At 68.1% G+C, this 1,643-nt stretch carries 2 protein-coding genes; both read right to left on the bottom strand.

Annotated features, from left to right (window positions below; translation table 11 throughout):
- Positions 1-20: 20 nt before the first annotated feature.
- On the bottom strand, positions 21-944 hold the full coding sequence (locus ACFU99_RS42945; protein WP_384404026.1) for an amino acid ABC transporter permease: 924 nt from the start codon (positions 942-944) through the stop codon (positions 21-23).
- Positions 941-1,591 carry an amino acid ABC transporter permease gene (locus ACFU99_RS42940; RefSeq protein ID WP_363224415.1) on the bottom strand — a complete coding sequence of 217 codons (651 nt, stop codon included), beginning with the start codon at positions 1,589-1,591 and terminating at the stop codon, positions 941-943. The genes ACFU99_RS42945 and ACFU99_RS42940 overlap by 4 nt, the downstream gene beginning before the upstream one ends.
- Positions 1,592-1,643 lie beyond the last annotated feature (52 nt).

The raw sequence follows: 1,643 nt of genomic DNA, 5'->3' as shown, positions 1-1,643 counted from the left end.
GGGCGTCATCACATGGCGCGTCAAGGGGCCTTGGGGCCGTCCGGACCCGTCCCGGCGTCGCCGGGGCCGGACGCGGCGCTGTGGCCGGGGTCGACCATGACGGTCGCGGCGGTGCCCTTGAGGGCGGGCGGGGTGCCCTTGCGGCTGTGCCGGCTGCGCCGCTCGACCCAGGTGGCGAGCGAGGACAGGGCGAGGCAGAGCAGGATGTAGAGGGAACCGAAGACGATCACCATCGGAATGAAGGCGTACACGCCGTTCACCGGCGGGGTCTGCTGGGCGAAGGACTTGCCGACGAAGAGCAGCTCCTCGTAGAGGATCACGAAGCCGAGCGAGGTGTCCTTGAGGGTCACCACGAGCTGGCTGATGATCGACGGCAGCATCGAGCGGACCGCCTGGGGCACCAGGACGGTGGTCATCACCTGGGTCTTGCGGAGCCCGATGGCGTACGCGGCCTCGCCCTGCCCCTTGGGCACGGCGTTGATGCCGGACCGGAAGATCTCCGCCTGCACCGAGCCGTTGTAGAGCGTCAGACCGATGATCAGCGCCCACATGGGCTCGGTCGTGAAGACCGCCGCGAACAGCAGGAAGATCATGATCAGCAGCGGCATCGCGCGGAAGAACTCCACGATCACCGTCGCCGCCCACCGGACCGGCTTGTGGTCGGAGAGCCGCCCGACCGCCAGCACCGCGCCGAGCGCCACCGAGAGCGCCGCGGCGATCGCGAAGGTCTTGAGCGTCGTCAGCAGGCCGTCGACGATGCGCTGCTGGGTGTCGGTGTACTCGTACGCCTCCCAGAGCCCGGCCTGGAACTGCCCGGTGTCGTTGAACTTGTAGATGACGAAGGCGATCAGCCCGAGGATCGCGACCGTGGAGAGCAGGCCGTAGATCCGGTTGCGCACCCGGGATTTCGGCCCCGGCACGTCATAGAGGACGCTGGAACTCATCGGGCCACCGCCAGCCGGTTCTCCAGCAGCCGGAAGAGGCCGCTGAGCGCGAAAGTGATGATCATGTAGCTGATCGCGATCCACACGAAGATCACGTAGATGTTGTAGCCGGCGGCCGAGTTCAGCGTCTGCTGCACCGAGCCCAGCTCGGTGACGTTGAAGCCGGAGGCGATCGCCGAGTTCTTGGTGAGGGCGATCAGCAGGCTGCCGATCGGCGGCAGCGCCGTGCGCCCCGCCTGCGGCAGCACGATCTGGCCGAGCGTCTGGCCGAAGGTCATGCCGATCGACCGGGCGGCCTCGGCCTGCCCCACCGGCACCGTGTTGATGCCGGAGCGGATCGCCTCGCAGATGAAGGCGGAGGTGTAGCACCCCAGCGCCATCACGGCGAGCCAGAAGGAGTCCCACCCCTTGAGGCCCAGCGCGGGCAGGCCCAGGGTGACGACGAGGAACAGGAGCACCAGCGGGGTGTTGCGCAGCAGCGTCACCCAGGCCGTGCCGAATATGCGCAGGGCGGGCACCGGAGAGACGCGGAACGCGGCCATGAGGGTGCCCAGCACCAGTGCGAGCAGTGAGCTGAGCGCCGTCAGCTCGACGGTTCCGAAGAACCCTTCGCGAAACATCGCGAAGTTGTCCACCAAAACGTTCAAGTCAACTCTCCGGGGATCACGTGGCGGACGCCCGCGGGCGCGGCGCGCGGCT

It is taken from the genome of Streptomyces sp. NPDC057654 (assembly GCF_042800135.1).
Lineage (GTDB): Bacteria > Actinomycetota > Actinomycetes > Streptomycetales > Streptomycetaceae > Streptomyces.
This window is presented reverse-complemented; position numbering and strand designations above follow the sequence as displayed.

Coding starts and splice junctions, on each gene's coding strand:
- ACFU99_RS42945 (WP_384404026.1), bottom strand. CDS start 944: ATGAGTTCCAGCGTCCTCTATGACGTGCCGGGGCCGAAATCCCGGGTG.